We start from the raw sequence: 15,839 nt of genomic DNA on the forward strand, positions 1-15,839 counted from the left end.
AGAGAGGCACCGATGAAACCCGAGATCGACGCGTACCTTCGCGAGCACGGAAGCAGATACACGAGCGAGGCGCTGCGTCAGCAGCTGATCGCGGCCGGGCACAACGCGGCCGAGGTGGACGCCGCGCTCCGTGAGGCGGGCGCGGCGCGCGCGGCGCGTGTGTCGGAGACGGGCAGCCTCCGTGGGCGATTCTGGCTCTGGGCGATCGGCGTGCACGTCGCTGCGCTGGCAGTGGCCACCGTCTGGATCCTAAACGGGGCAACCAGCCAAGTCTACGTCGGGATTGCCATCGTGGTGCTGGGCATCGCGTTGTTGATCGGGCTCGGAATCTCAGGGTTTATCGGTCGCGCCCTGCTTGGTCGGGGCATGGGCGTGGCCGTGCTGGCACCGCTCATCTCGGCGCTGCTGCTCGGCGGGACCTGCATGGCGATGGCCGGCCCGGTGACCCTATGACCGCCGCGCTGCCACTCCGCCCCTACACGCCGCTGCGGATGGTGCTGACCGTCTGCGGCCATTGCTTCAGCGACGACCCCGACCGCGAGGTCGACTACGGCACCGACATCCTGCAGGGCAACCTGGTGCTGCAGGACGGATCGGTCTACCTGCGTCGCCACTGCCAGCGCGGGCACGGCGAGGTGGTGAGCCTGTACGACGAAGACTACCCGCTGTGGGAGTACCTCCAGCAATGGCGCGTGCCGACGCGCGAGATCATCCCCGACACCCCCGACAACGTGCTGCCCATCCCGATGGGCTACGCCAACGGCCTGGGGCGGCTCCAGACGCAGCACTCCTGCATCCTGCTGCTCGACGTCACCGAGCACTGCAACCTGAACTGTCCGACCTGCTTCGCAGCCTCCGGCACGAACGTGGGCCGCTACGCCCGCCTGCCGCACATCCTGCGCACCCTGGACGCCTCGATCGAGCGCGAGGGCGGCAAGATCGACGTCCTGATGCTCTCCGGCGGCGAGCCGACCGTGCATCCCGAGATCGTCGAGATCATCCAGGCCGCGGTGGAGCGCAAGGTCACCCGGGTCCTGCTCAACACCAACGGCATCCGCATCACGAAGGACGATCGCTTCCTCGACGCGCTGCACAAGCTGCGGGATCGGGTCGAGGTCTATCTCCAGTTCGACGGCTTCAACCTCGAGACGCACCTCTTCCACCGTGGCGAGGACCTGCGTGCCATGAAGGCGGAGGCGATCAAGCGCCTGACCGATGCCCGGATCTTCACGACCCTCACCATGGTCGTGGCCCAGGGCGTCAACGATCACGAGATCGGGGCGGTCGCCGACTTCGCCTTTGACACTGATTACGTCGCCGGCGTCGCCTACCAGCCGGTCTTCGGCTCCGGCCGGGCCAACCCGATCGACCCGATGCAGCGCATGACCACCACCGGCGTCCTCAAGCGCCTCGGTCCGCAGACCGGTGGTCGGGCCGATGCCTCCGACTTCATCGCCCTGCCGTGCAGCCACCCGGACTGCTGCGCGATCACCTACTTCGTCAAGGAGGACAACGGGGTCCATCGGTCCATCCCGAAGCTGGTGGGGATCGAGCGCCTCAAGGACAACCTCTCGATCGTCGGCAACCGGATCGCAGCCGACGATCAGCTGTGGGATTCGCTGATCGGGATGATGAGTGAGACGACCACCATCAGCCGCCCCGAGCTGATCGATTACATCATCAACATCTGTGAGGCCTGCGATATCGGGATCGGCGGCTTCATGAAGGACATCGGTCGCTACCTGGTCAAGGGCGAGCGGGCCGCCGAGCTGGTCGCGCTGCGCACCAAGCGGCTCTCCGTGAAGTCGTTCATGGACGCCTGGACCATGAACATCGAGCGTCTGCAGCAGTGCTGCGTCCACGTCGGCTCGACTGACGGGGAGGAGGACCCGGTGCGCATCCCCTTCTGCGCCCGTCAGCTCTTCGGCAACCTCCGGCGGCGGACCTCCGCCGGCCAGGTGGCGGCCCGCCAGCTGGTCGAGCTGGACGGCCTTATGGCCCGATCATGAGCGCCGAATCGCCGACCCTCGATCCCATCAAGGCCTGGCTCGCCGCCCGCCCGCCGCTGACCCGCGCCCAGAAATACGACCGCCTGGCCTTCACCTTCTGCAAGATGGGGACGGTGGGGCTCATCGCCTGGCTGGTCAGCCCGGCGATCTTCGTCCTGGGGGTGGCGCTGGTGGCGATCTACCTGTACGGCAGGGCCGTCGCGCTGGGTATCACACGAAGCCAGTGCATCCTGCGGCGCCCGCTGCTGATTATGGGCTTCTGGGCCGCCGTAGCCGCGGCCGACGCTACCTGGTTGCTCTTCCTGCGCTGACCTCCGCACAAGAGGCCTTCCGCAATGAGGGCGCGAGGCCGTATGCTCCGACCCTAGCGACGGAGGACGCGCCGGTGGCCCGCGACGAGAAGCTCGACCTGCTGCACACCATCCCGCTCTTTGCCCGGCTCGACCGGAAGCACCTCGAACGACTCGGGATGCTGACCGAGGAGGTGGACGTCCCCGCCGGCAAGGTCCTGATCCGCCAGGGAGAGCGCGGCGACGACCTCATGGTCATCGTCTCTGGCAAAGTGGGCGTCGAGCGCGACGGCACGAGGGTCAACGAGCTCGGACCGGGTGACTTCTTCGGAGAGATCGCGCTGATCGACCACGGATCACGGACCGCGACCGTCACGACCGACTCACCGTGCCGAATCCTGGTGGTCAACCACCGCGATTTCCACGCGCTGATGGAAGAATTTCCCGCGGTGGCGGCCACGGTCCTGCTGTGTCTCGCCGACCGCCTGCGCAGCCTGGACCGCGCCGCCGTCAATTAGGCCGCTCATTCACCGACGGGCAGCTGCCCCGAGGCGAGGGCCATGGTGACCGCCAGCGCGGCCGTCGCGAACACGGCGACTATGTCGATGTCGACGTTCACCAGCGTGTCGCAGGCGAGGTGGTAGCAGGCGTCCATCGGTTGGTCAGCGGTCCCGCCAAAGGCCGCCGCCTGCGCCGCGCTCTTGATCTCAGTGGCCCCGCTGAAGATGCCGCCGGTGGGAATCTCCACCGCGTCGAATGGGGCATGGTCGCTGCCGCTCCCCACGTCCGTCTGCTCGGCCCCGATCCCTGCCTCCTCGAGTTCGGTGACGAGGAAGTCGGCGATCTCCCTTGAACCGGGGGCCGCAGTCGGGGAGTCGTAGACGAGTGGGACGTAGTTGGGCGAGCCGATCATGTCGAGGTTCAGGTAGGCGGTGATCTCAGCGCGCTCAGCCGGGCTGAGTGATTCGACGTAGGCCCGCGAGCCGAGACTTCCGAACTCCTCGCCTGCCCAGAAGGCGAAGCGGACCCGGCTCGACGGGTGCTGCTCGGCGAGGACACGCGCCACCTCCAGCAGCGCGGCCGTGCCGGAGCCGTTGTCATTGATCCCGGGGCCGTCATGGACCGAGTCGAGGTGGCCGCGCAGCATCACGACGCGCTCGGAATCGGCCCGCGACTCGGCGATCACGTTATGGACCATTGCACTGCCGATCTCGGTGTCTACGCTGATGGTCACGTGCGTGCCGCCATCGGCGGCCGCTCGCAGCGCGTCACCCACCTCGCCCGAAGCGGAGATCGCCGGGATCTCAATCCCGTCCGGAAAGAGGAGGGTCGGGCGCAGGACGTTTCCGGTCGACCGGTTGGGGTAGGTGACCACCATGGCTGACGCACCGGCTTCGCCCGCATTCACCACCGCGTCACGGCGCAGACAGCGACCAGGCGGGGCCAGGGCGATCGCGCCGTCTGGGAAGTCCGCGAAGTCGGAGGCGAGACAGCCACCGCTCCCATTGGCGAATCCGACGAGCGCGATGGGGGCGGTGATCTCGCCGTCGGCGGAATAGATCATGGCGTGGAAATCCGGGCCACCCTCGAAGACAGGCCCTCCGGCGCCGACCCGGATGCTGGCACCCGGCGCCTCGCTGAAGGTCGCCATCTCAAACCCGGGCCGTCTCGACGGCATAGCCGAGGTCGCGCAGCTCGCCGGCCGCGTAGGCAACCGATGCCTCGTATCCGGCGGTGCCCGCGGTCCGCACGCCGCCGTTCGCCGCGGCGACAGCGGCCAGCGCCTCCAGGTGGGCTCGGACGTCCTCCGGCTCGATCCCGTTCAGCGGCCCGATGGGCGCGGCGTCTGATGCCTCCGAGCCGCGCGATGGCGTGGGCGTGGGCGACCCGCAGGCTGCAAGCACGAGCACGCAAGCCAGGATCAGCAGCGCTGCACGGCTGTGATGGCGATGCGAGATCCGCGTTTGATCGCGCCGGTTCAGCCGCAACACGGTCGCGGCCATAGTCCTGGTGTCCACAACTTCGCGCACGATAAAGGAGAGTCCGATGGACGACGTGAAGCGAGCCGGCCGCGAGATCGAGACCGACACCAAGAAGGGGATGCGTGAGCTCGACGGCCACGATCTCGGCGACGACATCGCCAACGCCGGCGACGAGGTCAAGAAGGACCTTGGCAACCTTGGCGACGGTCTGCGGCGCGAGGGTCGCGACGGTGGCGAGGACCTCCACGAGGAGCTCCACGACACCGAGACAAAGACCCGCTGACGGCGTAATACAAGGGCCTCCGAGTCGTCGACTCGGGGGCCCTTCGCGTTATCGGGCGTCGCCCGTTCGGATGCAAGGCGGTTGATAGCCCGGGCTCGCCCGCCGCAGGCATTTCGAGAGAGTCCGATTCGTAGGGTTTGGCCAGATTGGGGCACCGGCATCGGGCCGAAGCTCAAAACGAAGAGGTACCAACCATGCTCTGGACGATTTTTGTCATCGTGCTCGTGCTCTGGCTTCTCGGAATCATCGGGTCGATCGGCGGAGCCTTCATCCACCTGCTCCTGCTGGTGGCTGGCGCGGTTCTCGTCTTCGAACTCCTATCCGGCCGCCGGGCGGTCTGACAGCAGCCGGCCACGCCAGGGGGGCCGGCCGGCTTCCAAATCGCGCAACGAACCTATCCCAGAGAGGAGTTCACGCGAATGTGCCTGACCTGCGGCTGCGGCGACGCCCACCGGCGGATGGGTCGCAACATGACGACCCATGCAAGACCGTTCAAGTTCAACCCCGTTAGAGCGTCCATTCGCATGCCTCGCTACGTGGCCGTTCTGGCTGTCTTAGTCCTGCTCCTCGTCGCATGCGACACCAGCGACGCCGATCCATCCGACACCACGCCCGAGTCCGCAAGCGATCCACAGGCGACCGCAAGCCAGGCGGCCGCTGATGGCCCCCAGATGACGGACGAGTCGCTTGGAGTGGAGGTCGCGGTTGGTGGCCTTACGGAGCCGACTGGAATGGCCTTCATTGGAGAGGACGATTTCCTCCTGACGGAGAAGCGCACCGGCGAGGTCCACCGTGTCACCGGAGGCGAGCTTGGGGAGCCGGTGCTGGATCTGGCTGTGAACTTCTTCGACGAGCGCGGACTGCTCGGCATCGCCGTCCATCCAGACTTCAGCGCGAGCGGGTACGTGTACCTCTACTGGACGTCCAGCGGAAAGGGCGAAGGCGACGGGGGCCTGCTTGGTCCCGACACCGACGAGGAGTTCGCGTTGCCCGAGCTCGGGAACCGCGTCGACCGGTTCGTGTGGGACGGTGAGGCCCTGACGTGGGACCGAAACATCGTTGAGATGCGGAGCAACACCCTCGAGACCGATACCTCAGACCGCATTCGCGGCAATCACGACGCCGGACCGCTGGTGTTCGGGCCTGACGGCACGCTCTTCATCGTGAACGGCGATCAGAACCTGCGAGGCGAGCTGCAGAACATCGAGGGTCAAGGCGGCCTGGATCCCGCGAACTGGACTGGCGTCGTCCTGAGGGTCAACGATGACGGTTCCATCCCGCAGGACAACCCCTTCGCGGATGCCGCTGCCGATCTCGACGGTCCCGCGGCGGAGAATCTCGCCAGGATTTGGGCGTACGGCATTCGCAACAGCTTCGGACTTGCCGTGCATCCCACGACAGGCGAGCTTTGGCAGACCGAGAACGGCGACGACAGCTGGGACGAGGTGAACATCCTGCCCGCTGGCGCGAACTCGGGCTGGTGGCAAATCATGGGGCCGACCGCCCGCTTCGACGAGTACCGCGAGATGGAGGTCGCGTCCGAGGACGGCACCGACGTGGCGGAGTACCCGCCCGACCAGCTCGCCGAGTCGGCGGACGCCGCGCTTGAGCGACTCGTCGAGTACCCGGGCAGCACGTTCGTCGAGCCGGTCTTCGCATGGCGACATCCGCCGGCAGTCACCTCCATCGGCTTCGTGACCGACGGTGCGCTCGGGGAGACCTCCCAGAACACAGCGTGGCTCGGCACCGTTCTCACCGACTCGCTCCTCCGCTATCCACTAAACGACGACGGCTCGGGCTTCGCCTTCGGCGACGACGACGGATTGGCAGACGGCGTCGATGACAACGCCACCAAGGGGGACCTGGGGGAGAGCGCCGACTACGTTGCCGGCACTGGATTTGGGATCGTCACGCACATCGTCACGGGGCCCGACGGCCTGCTGTACGTGGTGAACCTCGGGGGCGGCGAGGTGTACCGGATCGGACCCGCGGGAGACGTCGGCGGGGCGGGCGCCTCCGCTGCCGCTTCGGCGAGCCCTGCGACCGGCGACGACGTGGTCGAGATCACGGTCGGGACCGATACGGGCACGGCGAACGAGTTCGACCCGGTCGAGGTCAGCGTGCCGGCCGGCGCAAACGTCCGGCTCGTCTTCGAGAACCGATCGGACGCCGTTCCTCACAACCTCACGTTCGCAGGCCCGATCGAAGCGGCGACCGCGACGACCGTACCGCCCGGGGAGAGTGAGACGGTCGAGTTCACGGCGCCGAGGGACCCCGGCGAGTATACGTTCGTGTGCACGCTCCATCCCGGCATGGAGGGCGTACTCATCGTCGAGGGCTGAGACTGGGCTGATCCCCCTGGCCGTGCCATGCTCCCGCTGCGTGCTGTCAGGGTGCCGTGTGGGCAAGCGGCCCACGCTCACAAGACCGCGTCGCAGACGCCGATACGTTGGCTTGGTATGTCGCGTAATTGAGCATGACGGCCAATGTCGTAACCATGATCGGCCTCCCGAATCAACGAAGATTCACCCCACGCGCATGAGCGGGCGGACCTGACGGTGACCGAGCTGAACACGTGAGAACACGATCCCATGCGCGTGCGGGGGTGTCGTGTAGGCGTAGCGCGGGCCCGAGGGGCCGGCGGCCCACGCTCGCGACACGACGAACTGGATGATCCATTGAGTTGGTACGCGGAGGGTGCCGCTCCTTGGACCGGCATAGTCAGCCCGTAAATAACGAACCGGCCAGCTCGCCGCTGTGGCCCCCTTCCTGCTCCAGCCTAGAGGCGTGCAACCGTCCAAGGAGGCCGACGTCCCTGTAGCGCCCCAAGCGCTCGACTATTCTGCCGGAACGTGCTGATGCCTCTTCGGAAGATCGCGGATGCCATCCGCCAGAGCCTGTGGTTCGTCCCGGGGACCTGGGTAATTGCTTGTGGGGCGGCGGCGTTCGCGATGGTGGCCCTGGACCGCGCCGCGGGTGACGTCGCCCCAAGTGTGCCGCTCGTCTTCAGTGGTGGGCCGGAGGGTGCGCGCGGGATGCTCTCGGCCATCGCGTCGTCCATGATCACCGTGGTCGGCGTGGTCTTCTCGATCACCATCGTCGGCCTGCAGCTGGCGTCCTCGCAGTACTCCCCACGCGTGCTCCGCAACTTCATGCGCGACCGCCCCAGCCAGATCACGCTCGGCAGCTTCATCGGCGTCTTCGTGTACTCGCTCCTCGTCCTGCGCACGGTTCGCGCCGAATCCGACGAACGCGAAGAGTTCGTGCCGGTCCTCGCTGTTACCGGCGCGATAGTCCTCACGGTCGTCGCAGTCGCGATGCTCGTGTACTTCATCCACCACATCGCGACGCGGATGCAGGTCTCCAGTATCGCCGCGGCGGTGGCGCGGGAGACGCTCGACGAGGTCGCCCGACAGGCTGCGGCGAGCAGAGAACGCGACGTTCCCCGCCGCGGAGGAGACATTCCGGACGGACCGGGAGCGAACGTGCCGGCCAGCAAGAGCGGGTACCTCCAATACGTGGAGCACGACGATCTGTTGGAGCTCGCTGAGCGAGAGGACGTGGTCGTCCGCGTCGCGGCCGCGCCCGGCGAGTGGGTCCAGCGACACGCGCCGCTGTTCGAGGTGTGGGGAGGCAACCGGCAGGACGGGCTTGACGACGAGCTCCGAGGGCTCGTAAGCCTCGGGGACCAGCGTGTCGTGTTCCAGGACATCGAGTTCGGGGTGCAGCAGCTCGTCGATATCGCGGTGAAGGCGTTGTCGCCTGGAGTCAATGATCCGACGACAGCCCGCAATGCGCTCCATCGCATCGGGGAGGTTGTGGTCGCGGCGGGGCGCGCCAACCTGACCCCGGTGGATCACCATGACGGGAGCGGTCGCCTGCGGCTCCGCGCACCGCGAGCGGAATTCGAGCAGCTGATGCGTACCGCATTCGAAGAGATTCACCACTTCGGCGGTGACATCCCCACCATCGCGCGCAGCCTTAGCGAGGCCCTCGACACGATCGAGTCCGTGGTCGACCCACAGCACCTTCCGGCCGTCTCGGCGTGGCGCCACCGCCCTCGCCCGAGATCCTCGCCCACCACCGAATCAGCGTCGTGAGCAGCCCTCCCCGGGCGGTGATCACCCGATATCGATTCGTTGCGCGAATCGAGCAGATGCTCGAGGGCCCGGGCACTTTCCTGGCGGTTGTCTTCGCGGTAGCCTTGGCGGCCGAGCTCGTGCTGAACGCGCAGGGAGCCACGGTGCCGGCCGCGCTCGGGTGGCTCCTTCTGGCGATCTGGGGCTTCTTCATCGTCCAGTTCGTCTTGGGGATCGTCGTCAGCCCCGACCGACTCCGATATCTCCGCCGCAACTGGCTCACGGCGCTGTCACTGCTCGTACCATTCCTCCGCGCCTTTCGCGTCCTTCGGGTCGTCGGCGCGCTGCGCGCGACGAATGCGGTGCGTGCCATCGGAGGCTTCAACCGCGCCGCGCGCACCCTGGACTCGGCACTCGCGTGGACGAGGGCCGGATATGCAGCGGCCCTGACCGCAACGGCGGTGCTCCTCGGCTCGGCGGCGCTGCTCATGTTCGAGGTCGATGCCCCGGGGTCCCAGATCACCGACTATGGCGAGGCGCTGTGGTGGGCCGGAGCAACGATCACCACTGTGGGGGCGGCCAGCGAACCCGTCACGCTCGGAGGACGGCTCGTCGCCCTGGCGCTCATGCTCGCCGGGCTCGTGCTCCTCGGCTACGTTGCCGGCGTGCTGGCCGCCGTCCTCTTCGGACGACGCGATAACCAGGCGAGACGAGGGGTGCGGCGCTAGGCGGCGGGTCAATCGGTCTCATTCCTGCACTGCCTCGGGGTATGCCAGATTGGATCTTCGCCGGTTGGGAGCCCGCCGTCCGCACGGTTGTGGTCGGAGTCGCCAGTTATGCGGCGCTGATCACGGTCGTTCGCCTTTCCGGCAAGCGAACGCTCTCGAAGCTCAATGCCTTTGACCTCGTCGTGACCGTGGCGCTCGGGTCGACAGTCGCGACCATTCTCCTCTCAAAAGAAGTTGCGCTCCTCGAAGGGCTGGTTGCCCTAGGTCTGCTGGTCGGGCTCCAGTTCGGTATGGCGTACCTGAGCGTCCGTCTGCCGTTCGTGTCGCAACGGGTCAAGTCTGAGCCGACGCTCATCGTCCGGAACGGCGAGATGCTTCGTGGCGCCATGCGTCGCGAGCGGGTGGGATATGCCGAGGTCGAGCAGGCTGCGCGGATCAATGGAAGGACCAGCATGGACGAGATTGGAGCGATGATTCTCGAAACCGATGGCTCGTTCAGTGTCGTGCCGGCGGTGCCGGAGGGACACCGGTCATCGACGACTCCGACCGGTCAAATAAATGATTCCGCCCTCATCGGCGGCTCTAGTGAGTTCCCTCGCCAGGGTGCGGACGATGTCGCCCCGACGAAAAGCTCGGGGCGGAGGAGGACGGCGCTGCCGACGGACTGACGGAGATTGCGATACGCCGGCTCGGATGGCTGTCGTCGGACTAGGTGGAGCGCGGTGGCCGCAAGCGAGGGCGACGCCTAGGACGATGACCGTCACGCCTAGAAGGTCGATGCGAACCCAATTGTGTCGATGGGGTCGGCGTCCACGTCGACGCACCCGCGGTCATCATGCCGAGCGCTGCGAACCGGCGTCAGCTCTGGCTGGTCGCGGCTGGGTCGGCCCCGGGGACCGCATGGTTATCAAACTCACCGGCGCGGCCGGGGTCACCGTGGTTCAAGACGGCGACGAGGTGAGCGGCAAGGAGAGGGATCGCCGACGCACCACGGGTCGTGTGTAGAGGCGTCGGGTGAGCCGCTCTCCGTACGCTCGCCATATCCAGATACGAGCAAGTGTTGGCCTATTCCGATGACAGCAGCTCGGGAATCAGAAGCCAGCGCTCGCCCTGAGCGCCGTCTCGCGCGTTAACTGCGCGTGACGCGGCGGGAAGGGCATGAGCAAGTTGTGGATCCCGTCACATCTCGCGACGGGGCCCGCGGCGTCGACACGTCCCATCGTTGGACTTTGCTTCCAGCTTGCCGTAGCCGCGAACGATGCGGCGTGGAACGGGTAGCATGTTTGCGGTGGTGAGCAGGGCATCGACAACACGCCCAGAGCCACGCCCCGTGGACCGCATCTTCGCGCCCCTACGTAACTTTCTACACACCGAGGCGTCCGGCGGCATCCTACTGCTCGTTGCCGCGATCGTGGCGCTCGTGTGGGCCAACTCACCCGTGAGCGCAAGCTACGTCGCGCTGTGGCACACGTCGGTAGCGATAGAGGTCGGGGAGTTCCGGCTGGTTGAGGACCTCCACTTCTGGATCAACGATGGTCTCATGGCGATTTTCTTCTTCGTCGTGGGCCTCGAGATCAAGCGCGAGCTGCTCATCGGAGAATTGACTTCGTTACGCCGTGCGCTCGTTCCCGTCGCCGGCGCGGTCGGCGGCGCGGTGCTGCCCGCAGCGATCTTCGTGGCCATCACACTGGGTGGTGAGGGTAGCAACGGCTGGGGCGTGCCGATGGCAACGGACATCGCCTTCGCCCTCGGCGTCCTCGCGCTGCTCGGCTCGCGGGTCCCGGTCGGCCTCAAGATCTTCGTCACGGCACTGGCCATCGCGGACGATCTGCTCGCGATTGTCGTCATCGCCATCTTCTACTCCGGCGACCTCTCACTGCTTGGTTTTGGAGTGGGAGTGGCGTTGCTGGCAGTTCTCATCGCGGGGAACCGGCTCCACGTCCGTAGCCACCTGTTCTACGGACTACTCGGGATCGCGTTGTGGATGGCTGTTCTCGCGAGTGGCGTCCACGCCACCATCGCCGGCGTTGTGCTAGCCCTGACCGTCCCAGCTCGCACACGGATCGATGGCGATAGCTTCGTCGTGCGCGCGCGAAATCTGATCAACGCCTTTGAGGATGCCGACCATCCCGAGGACGTGCGCCGAAGCGAAGAGCGCCAGTCGGCGCTGAGCGATCTCGAAGATGCCACCGAAGCGATCCAGACGCCCCTTCAGCGGCTGGAGCACGGCCTGCACCCATTGGTGGCCTACCTCATCGTGCCGTTGTTCGCACTCTCGAATGCGGGTGTCGCGCTCGGCACCGGCGTAACGGCGGCGCTCGGAAGCTCGGTCGCCTACGGGATCGTGGCCGGCTTGTTCATTGGCAAGCAGGCCGGCATCTTGGCTGCTGCCTGGCTCGTCGTTCGCGCAGGGTGGGCCGACTTGCCAGCCGGTGTGACGTGGCGTCACATCTGGGGCGCGGGGTGCGTCGCGGGCATAGGGTTCACGATGTCCCTCTTCATCGGTGAGTTGGCGTTCGCCGATTCGCCGCTACTTCTTGACGTGGCCAAAGTGGCAATCCTCGCCGGGTCCGTGGTGGCCGCACTTGTCGGATGGCTGGTCTTCCGGCGCGCACCGGGAAAAGCATGACGGTTTCCTGACGCCGCGCCGCCACCCTCTCGACATCGCGGGCGCCACGCCGAGTTGGACCTACGAGAACCTGCGGGACATCGTCGTCGAGAACGAGCGGACCGTCGACGAGACACTCAGCATCCTGGCGACGACGGCCTCGGCGGATCGCCAAGATCACCAGCAGGAATACGACACGCCCTGGGATACCGGCAGGCCGTAACCCTGGTGGGTCTCGACCCGGGTCCTGTCGGCTGCTAATCTCCAGCTCGCCGGATCCCGCGATCCGGGTCAGTAAGCGGGAGTAACTCAGTTGGCAGAGTGTCTGCTTCCCAAGCAGAATGTCGCGGGTTCGAATCCCGTCTCCCGCTCCACCGCCTGGCCGCAGGCCGGTCAGCGCGTCGAGGTTGGAGCGCGCCGCCTAGGCCGCGTAGATGCTCCCGAACGGATCGGCTGAGAGCAGCTCCAGGTCGATCGGGTCCATATTGACCAACGGATACGGCGGCGCCAGCAGGAACCCCTGCCCGGCGGCGAACCCCAGCGAGCGAACCACCTCCAGCTGCTCGCGCGTCTCGATCCCTTCGGCGACGAGCACCATGTGGCCGCGATCAGTCAAGTCGCGAAGGGCCTGAAGCACGGCATGGGTCGACTCGCGCAGGACGCCGCCCTGCACGAGCGAGAGGTCCACCTTGATGATGTCGAACCGCACCTCGCTCAAGAGCCGGAGTCCCGCATATCCGGCGCCAACGTCATCGGCGGCGATTCGCATCCCGGCCGAGCGGCACGCCTCGAGGTTGATCCGAAGGCGTTCGAGGTCGTCGATCCCCTCACGCTCGGTCAGCTCCAGGACGACGCGCCGGGGGTCGATTCCGTGCGGGGCCAGCCGGCTGAGAAGATCCGAGACTCGGAACTGCTCGGTCTCAAGGGTGCGCGGCGAAATGTTCAGGCTCAGGTACTCGGTCGTTCCGTCGCGCGGCGCGCTGGCCGCCACCACGTCGACGCACGCCATGTCGAGCTCGACGGTCCTGTCGGTCGTCTCGGCAGCCACAAAGAGGCTCTCCGTGTCGTGGAAGCCGGCGCTCTCCGCTGGCCGAACAAGCCCCTCGAAGCCAACCGGCCTCCCGGTCTGGAGGTCGTAGATCGGCTGAAAGACAGCTGCCAGCAGGTGTTCGCGGGCCACGTGTGCAACGGCCGCGGCGAGCTCGGGAGTCGAGCGCGTGTCGTCCTCGCCATGCCGCTCGGTGTCGAATACCTGCACGTCCGTTCGCCCATGTCGTTTCGCCCAGTAGAGGGCGGCATCCGCCTGCCGACGGAGTCGGCCACTGTCGGTGCTCAGCTCCGGGAAGGTGGAGATGCCCGCCGAGAACGAGAAGGCAGACATGCCCGGTCGGACGGCCTCTCCCCCGAGGGCGCTGGCGAGCATCCGGCGAACGATGACGTGCGCTGCCTCGGCATCGGTGTGCGGCATGAGGATGGCGAACTCGTCGCCGCCGACGCGGAAGCCACGATCTGCGACCCGGACGCTGGTCGCGATCAGCCGCCCCATCGATGCCAGCAGGCCGTCGCCCCCGGCATGGCCGTGCTCGTCGTTGACACGCTTCAGGTCGTCAAGGTCGATCAGCGCAAGGGCCAACGGATAGCTGTGTCGCCGGGCTCCCTCGATCTGACGCGCAAGCTCCTCCTGGAAGGCTCGGTGGTTTCCGAGGGTCGTCAGGGGGTCGCGCAACGCGTCGATGCGAGCCATGTTGTAGAGCCCGTGCAGCTGGTCGCCGATCTGGGCCAGCTGCTCAGCCGGCTCGAGCATGAAGCGAGCCAGCCTGGCGAGAACCAGTGGCAGGACGGTCGCGGCGACGAGCAGCGGTAGTAGTGCGACCAGCTCCGCCCCCGCCGAGACGCCGCTCACGACCTCGCCCAGCGCCACCAGCCCGGTGGTCAGCACCAGGATCCCGCTGAGCGACCACAGGATGCGGGAACGGGCTCGCTGCAGGCGGCGGTCGCCCTCGGGGTCGGAGGTCATGTGATCAACGCTGACGTTCACGCGTGCCTCAAGTGAATGAGCTGGGTCGGGTGTACCGCGTGCGGCTCCGCACGACCAGTCACCGAAAGTACCGGTCTCGTCCGGCAGGGTGCCGACTCGCGTCGCCCCGTACCCGTCGGACCCGGGCGTACTTCTGGTGCATGTACCGCGGACCGAGTGCAACGTACGGTGCTGCCGGACTGATCCGAAATGCCCAGGAGGGCACGCTTCATCGTTCGACGTCTGGCGCTTTCACTGGCGATCACTGCGACCCTGCTGGCCGCTTCGGCAACCAGGGGCGCGAGCGGCGCGTGCTCCGGACCGGCGCACGACCCGGTCCTCAGCGCCGGAACTGCCTCCCCCGCAACCGGGACAACCGCCACCGTCTTCACCTTCTCGGTGACATATGCGGACACCAAGGGGTGCGCCCCGGCCTGGGTCCGCGTTGCGATCACGGGCGTCGGCACGTTTTCCCTGAACGGTGCCGGCGTCAGCTATGACACCGGCGTCACCTTCACGCGAGGGATGACCTTGCCGGCCGGCACGCATGCCTATTCATTCACGGCGAGCAGCGGCATCGGGAGTGGTCAAAAAGCGACGACACTCACGGCCGTGAGCCCGCCCTCGGTCACAATCATTGCACCAACCCCGCAGCCGACCCCGAAGCCGACACCCAAGCCGACACCGAAGCCGACGGCGGTGCCGACGCCGGTGCCAACGCCGGTCCCGACGCCGGTGCCGACGCCGATGCCCACGAGCGAGCCAACAGTGGTGGCGACGCCCTCGGGCAGCGGGTCGGTCGGATCGCCGACAGGCAGCCCCAGCGAGGCGTCTGGCACGCCATCCGGCAGCGTCGCAAGCCAGGAGCAAGGTCAGGTGCCTGGGGGGTCGGGCGATCCCTCGGCGAATCCCGGAAGCCTCGGCGGGCCGGATGGGACCGGTTCGCTCTCACTTCTCCTCGGCGCGTGGGCGACGGCAACGGTGGGTGGCCTAGCACTCTTCCTCTACCTGGCGCCGCGCCGCCGAGACCCACGCCAGCCGGCGTTTGCCGAGGCTGGATCGGGCGAGCTGCGAACCGCGTCGCTGCCACAGCCTCGCCCACCAGCGGCGCGAGATATCGTCTCTGACCTGCCGCCGGAAGAGGCAAAGCTGCCCCGATGGCTTCGCCCTTCCGTCCAGGCGGCACGCCATGATGAGCGCGGGTCGAGATCCGGGACGCGAGGGCTCGGGGACTCCTAGGGCTTACCTCACCGCGAACGCGGCCCGCATGCGCGCGCAGTCCGCGAGCGTGCCTCCGCCGGGCTCCTCGGTTAGTTCACCGTGAAGGCGGCCCGCATCCCCTCTGCGTAGTGGGCTTCCTTCTCGCCCTCATCGTAGATGTTGCAGAGAAGGACGTAGCTGCCGGCTGCGAGGTCAAGCGTGAGCGATCCCGAGCCATCGACGGCAATGTCCTCGATCTCGCCCTCCACCTCCATGCCACCCCCTGCCTCGTGGACCATGCCGGTCGAATCGACGGGAAGGGCTCCCGCGTCGAGGTCGGTCCTGATGACCACGAACTCATGGATGTCATCTGGACCGGTATTGCTCACCTCGAATGTGACCGATCCGGCGGGAATCTCCGTCTTGTCCGGCGCAACTGACCATTCCGAGAGTGTCACGTTGACTGTGCCACCTGCGGCGGAACAGCCGGCCATAAAGATCAGGCCCGTCGCCGCGATGATCGGCGGCTGGATGCGGTGCCGGCTCCCCGGCAGGACGGTTCGACCCATGGTGCCCATGAGGCGCAGCCTCCTCTTCGGATGTTCCTGGCGCTGCCGTCGCACGGCGGTCGGTAACAATCGAA

General features: G+C 67.0%; 17 protein-coding genes and 1 tRNA gene. 13 read left to right on the forward strand and 5 right to left on the reverse strand.

The window, feature by feature from the left end:
- Positions 1–12 precede the first annotated feature (12 nt).
- The 4 genes from WEB29_08985 to WEB29_09000 all read left to right on the forward strand — a co-directional run bounded on the left by WEB29_08985 (position 13) and on the right by WEB29_09000 (position 2,817).
- Entirely contained in the window at positions 13–453 is a 441-nt protein-coding gene (locus tag WEB29_08985; GenBank protein MEX2137063.1) for a hypothetical protein, read from the forward strand.
- Positions 450–2,009, forward strand: a complete 1,560-nt coding sequence (locus WEB29_08990; GenBank protein MEX2137064.1) for a radical SAM protein — start codon at positions 450–452, stop codon at positions 2,007–2,009. The genes WEB29_08985 and WEB29_08990 overlap by 4 nt, the downstream gene beginning before the upstream one ends.
- Complete coding sequence (locus WEB29_08995) at positions 2,006–2,320, forward strand: hypothetical protein (protein ID MEX2137065.1); 315 nt, start codon at positions 2,006–2,008, stop codon at positions 2,318–2,320. The genes WEB29_08990 and WEB29_08995 overlap by 4 nt, the downstream gene beginning before the upstream one ends.
- A 74-nt stretch (positions 2,321–2,394) precedes the next feature.
- Positions 2,395–2,817, forward strand: coding sequence for a cyclic nucleotide-binding domain-containing protein (locus WEB29_09000; protein MEX2137066.1), 423 nt, complete (start codon positions 2,395–2,397; stop codon positions 2,815–2,817).
- Between the two features lie 5 nt (positions 2,818–2,822).
- On the opposite strand, the gene WEB29_09005 is transcribed toward WEB29_09000, so the two are convergent.
- Together WEB29_09005 and WEB29_09010 are read right to left on the reverse strand one after the other, a co-directional pair.
- Positions 2,823–3,950 carry a M20/M25/M40 family metallo-hydrolase gene (locus WEB29_09005; protein MEX2137067.1) on the reverse strand — a complete coding sequence of 376 codons (1,128 nt, stop codon included), beginning with the start codon at positions 3,948–3,950 and terminating at the stop codon, positions 2,823–2,825.
- Position 3,951: 1 nt separating this feature from the next.
- Complete coding sequence (locus WEB29_09010) at positions 3,952–4,317, reverse strand: hypothetical protein (protein MEX2137068.1); 366 nt, start codon at positions 4,315–4,317, stop codon at positions 3,952–3,954.
- A gap of 28 nt (positions 4,318–4,345) precedes the next feature.
- On the opposite strand from WEB29_09010, the gene WEB29_09015 reads away from it, so the two are divergent.
- The 9 genes from WEB29_09015 to WEB29_09055 all read left to right on the forward strand — a co-directional run bounded on the left by WEB29_09015 (position 4,346) and on the right by WEB29_09055 (position 12,353).
- A complete protein-coding gene (locus WEB29_09015) occupies positions 4,346–4,564 on the forward strand; it encodes a hypothetical protein (GenBank protein ID MEX2137069.1) in 219 nt (72 codons plus the stop codon).
- A gap of 194 nt (positions 4,565–4,758) precedes the next feature.
- Positions 4,759–4,905 carry a lmo0937 family membrane protein gene (locus WEB29_09020; protein ID MEX2137070.1) on the forward strand — a complete coding sequence of 49 codons (147 nt, stop codon included), beginning with the start codon at positions 4,759–4,761 and terminating at the stop codon, positions 4,903–4,905.
- A gap of 183 nt (positions 4,906–5,088) precedes the next feature.
- On the forward strand, positions 5,089–6,906 hold the full coding sequence (locus tag WEB29_09025; protein MEX2137071.1) for a PQQ-dependent sugar dehydrogenase: 1,818 nt from the start codon (positions 5,089–5,091) through the stop codon (positions 6,904–6,906).
- Positions 6,907–7,422: 516 nt separating this feature from the next.
- Entirely contained in the window at positions 7,423–8,664 is a 1,242-nt protein-coding gene (locus WEB29_09030; protein MEX2137072.1) for a DUF2254 domain-containing protein, read from the forward strand.
- Complete coding sequence (locus WEB29_09035) at positions 8,661–9,371, forward strand: potassium channel family protein (protein ID MEX2137073.1); 711 nt, start codon at positions 8,661–8,663, stop codon at positions 9,369–9,371. The genes WEB29_09030 and WEB29_09035 overlap by 4 nt, the downstream gene beginning before the upstream one ends.
- Positions 9,372–9,412: 41 nt before the next feature.
- Positions 9,413–10,039, forward strand: a complete 627-nt coding sequence (locus WEB29_09040) for a YetF domain-containing protein (protein MEX2137074.1) — start codon at positions 9,413–9,415, stop codon at positions 10,037–10,039.
- 662 nt (positions 10,040–10,701) lie between these two features.
- On the forward strand, positions 10,702–12,000 hold the full coding sequence (gene nhaA, locus WEB29_09045; protein MEX2137075.1) for a Na+/H+ antiporter NhaA: 1,299 nt from the start codon (positions 10,702–10,704) through the stop codon (positions 11,998–12,000).
- Complete coding sequence (locus WEB29_09050; protein ID MEX2137076.1) at positions 11,957–12,202, forward strand: hypothetical protein; 246 nt, start codon at positions 11,957–11,959, stop codon at positions 12,200–12,202. The genes nhaA and WEB29_09050 overlap by 44 nt, the downstream gene beginning before the upstream one ends.
- 75 nt (positions 12,203–12,277) lie before the next feature.
- Positions 12,278–12,353, forward strand: a tRNA-Gly gene (locus tag WEB29_09055).
- A gap of 47 nt (positions 12,354–12,400) precedes the next feature.
- On the opposite strand, the gene WEB29_09060 is transcribed toward WEB29_09055, so the two are convergent.
- The 3 genes from WEB29_09060 to WEB29_09070 all read right to left on the reverse strand — a co-directional run bounded on the left by WEB29_09060 (position 12,401) and on the right by WEB29_09070 (position 15,774).
- Entirely contained in the window at positions 12,401–13,996 is a 1,596-nt protein-coding gene (locus WEB29_09060) for an EAL domain-containing protein (protein MEX2137077.1), read from the reverse strand.
- A 587-nt stretch (positions 13,997–14,583) separates the two neighbouring features.
- Positions 14,584–14,835, reverse strand: a complete 252-nt coding sequence (locus tag WEB29_09065) for a hypothetical protein (GenBank protein ID MEX2137078.1) — start codon at positions 14,833–14,835, stop codon at positions 14,584–14,586.
- Between the two features lie 471 nt (positions 14,836–15,306).
- Complete coding sequence (locus tag WEB29_09070; protein MEX2137079.1) at positions 15,307–15,774, reverse strand: hypothetical protein; 468 nt, start codon at positions 15,772–15,774, stop codon at positions 15,307–15,309.
- Between the last annotated feature and the right edge of the window lie 65 nt (positions 15,775–15,839).

This window comes from Chloroflexota bacterium (genome assembly GCA_040902225.1).
In the GTDB taxonomy this organism is placed as follows: Bacteria; Chloroflexota; Limnocylindria; order QHBO01; family QHBO01; genus CF-167.